At 72.8% G+C, this 2,859-nt stretch carries 1 protein-coding gene; it reads left to right on the top strand.

What is annotated here, in order from left to right; genetic code table 11:
• Window position 1 precedes the first annotated feature (1 nt).
• Window positions 2–2,857 carry a lantibiotic dehydratase gene (locus AB0O00_RS34290; RefSeq protein WP_363658530.1) on the top strand — a complete coding sequence of 952 codons (2,856 nt, stop codon included), beginning with the start codon at window positions 2–4 and terminating at the stop codon, window positions 2,855–2,857.
• Window positions 2,858–2,859 lie beyond the last annotated feature (2 nt).

Here is a 2,859-nt window from a genome sequence, read left to right as displayed (position 1 = left end):
CGTGTGGGCCGACGATCACGTTTCCCAGGCTCTCGGTCTGGCCAGCCCGGTCCTCGCCGATCGCGTCGCGCGCCTTACCGCCGCCCCTCAGCCCGATCCGCGCGAAGTGCGGCGCGCCGGGCGCTCCACCGCCCGCTATCTCCTGCGCACGGCTGGCCGACCCACGCCATTCGGGTACTTCGCCGGCGTGCAGGGAGCATCGTTCGGACCGTCCTGCGAGCTGCGGTGGGGCATGGAGCACCATGTTGCCACCCGCACCTCGGCCGCCCTGCTCGCCCGGGCGATCGAGCGGCTGGAGCACTCCCCCGTCGTACTGGCTGCTCTGGACGTCACGGCGAACAACACCCTCCAGGTTCGCGGCGACCGTCTCGTCGTCCCCCATCGGCCGTTCGCCCGGTCCGGCGGCAACACCGTCGCCGCCGAGACGTCGCTGCGCCACACCCGCCCCGTTGCCTTCGCCCTCGCCACCGCGTGCCGGCCTCTGTGCTTCCAGGACCTGGCCGACAAGGTCCACGCCGAGTTCCCCACCGCGACAGCCGAACAGGTCACCGGCACCCTGTTCGAGCTCATCGCCCAGAAGGCGCTCATCACGAACCTTCACGCCCCTGCCACCGACCCGGACCCCCTCGGGCACCTCCTGATGGCTCTGGACGGCGCCGGTGCCGAGCAAATCTCCGATGCAGCCGAGATCTTGGCAGACCTCCACACCACTGACGGCAGTGGTCCCAAGCCGGCCGTCGACCTGCGGCTGGACGCCGACCTCGTCCTACCGCACGCGGTGGCCGACGAAGCTGCGCGAGCCGCCCACCTGCTCGCCCGGCTCAGCGCCGCCCCCAACGGCACGACAGCGTGGCGGTCCTACCACCAGAGGTTCTACGAGCGTTACGGCCGCGGCGCGCTGGTGCCGCTGCTCGATGTAGTGGCCGACAGTGGGATCGGCTGGCCCGACGGCTACCCCGGTACCCGGCCATCCGATCAGCCGCGCTTCGACGAACGCGATGAACTGCTCGCTGCCCTGGCGCAGCGGGCCGCGCTCGACGGCGCACGTGAGGTCGTCCTGGACGAGTCGCTGCTCGCCCTGCTCGACCTGGGTCCGACCGAGTCTCGGCTCCCTGCGCACCTGGAGGTCATCGCCCGCCTTCACGCCGGCTCCCAAAGAGACCTCGACCGGGGCGACTTCCGCCTGGAGGTGGTGTCGGTTTCCCGGGCCGCCGGTGTCTCGGTCGGCCGCTTCCTCCACCTACTCAAACCCGAGCACCGGGTGGCATGGACCCGCGTGCTGGCGAACCTGCCGGTGATGGACGAGCACACCGTGACCGCTCAGCTATCGTTCCCGCCGCTGGACCCGGCGACCGGACACGTCGCCCGCAGCGTGGCAACCGGTCAGCTGGTGATCAGCCTCGCCGAGCACCGCCCCGCCACCGAAGGCGTCCTCGGCCCGCAGGACCTCGCAGTGGGCTGCGACGGGCGACGCATGTACCTGGCGGCGCCGGCTCTCGGCGTTCGGATCGAGGCCGCCGCCACCCACGCGCTGAACCTACGCACCCACACCCCGCCGCTGGCCCGGCTGATCACCGAGCTCTCCCGTGCCCAGGCCACCCAGGTCACCAGTTTCGACTGGGGCTCGCTCCACGCGCTGCCGTTCCGGCCCCGGGTGCGGCACGGCCGTGTCATCCTCTCCCCAGCCGCCTGGCGGCTCTCCGCCGCCGAACTCCCCGCCGGCAACACCTCGCAGAAGGTGTGGGACGAAGCCCTCAAGTCATGGGTGAAGCGGCGCCGGGCCCCGCGGCACATGATGCTGGCCGCCGACAGCCAGGGCCTGCCGCTCGACCTCGACCACCCCGGCCACCGCGTCCTGCTGCGCGACCACCTGCGTTCCGCCCCGCACGCGGTCCTTGTCGAGGAGCCGTCCCCGGCCGACCTCGGCTGGGCCGGCGGCCGGGCCCACGAGATCGCCGTCCCGGTTGTCGCCACCCGTGCCCCGGCCTGGCCACGCCTGCCCAAGCCCACCCCGGCCCGGATCCTGCAGCGAGGCCACGGCGACGCCCCCGGAACCTCCCGCGTGCTCCTCGCCTCCCTCTACGGTGACCTGGAGCGCCAGGACACCGTTCTCGCACGGCACTTGCCCGACCTCCTGCGCCGGCTGGGCGAGCCCGACTGGTGGTTCGTGCGCTTCCGCGACCCGCACCAACACCTGCGGCTGCGCATCGCCCTGCCCGACCCTGCCGGCTTCGCTCCCGCCGCCGCCGTAATCAGCACCTGGACCTCCGAGCTCCACCATGCCGGGCTGCTGTCCGAAGTCGTGTACCCCACCTCGTACGCGGAGACCGGACGCTGGGGAGAAGGTCCGGCGTGGGCCGCAGCGGAGGAGGTCTTCCGCACGGACTCCGCCGCCGTCCTCGCCCAGCTGTCCCAGCCCAAGCTGCCCGATCGACAGGCGTTGCTCGCCGCCCACACGGTCGCCATTGCGGCAGGGTTCACCGGCTCCGCCGCCGCCGGGCTGCGCTGGCTCGTCGGCAACGTCCCGGCCCATGCACCGGCCACGGTGCCGAGGCCGGTGTTCAAGGAGGCCGTACGCCTCGCAGACCCGGCTCGCGACTGGGCGGCGCTGCGCGTCGAGCCCGGGGGTTCCGTCATCGTCGACTCCTGGGCGCGGCGTCACCAGGCCCTCGACTCCTATCGCCGGCGTTTCCCCGGCCCGCACACCCAGGGCGTGCAGGCGGACGACGTCCTCGGCTCCCTCCTGCACTGCTCCTACGTCCGCGCGCACCGCATCGACTTCGACGACGAGGCCCAGGTCCTGTACCTGGCTCGCGCCGCCGCCCTCGCCCGCCTCGCCCGGGACGGTGACAAGTGACC

This window comes from Kitasatospora sp. NPDC093558 (genome assembly GCF_040683475.1).
Classification (GTDB): Bacteria; Actinomycetota; Actinomycetes; order Streptomycetales; family Streptomycetaceae; genus Kitasatospora.
This window is presented reverse-complemented; position numbering and strand designations above follow the sequence as displayed.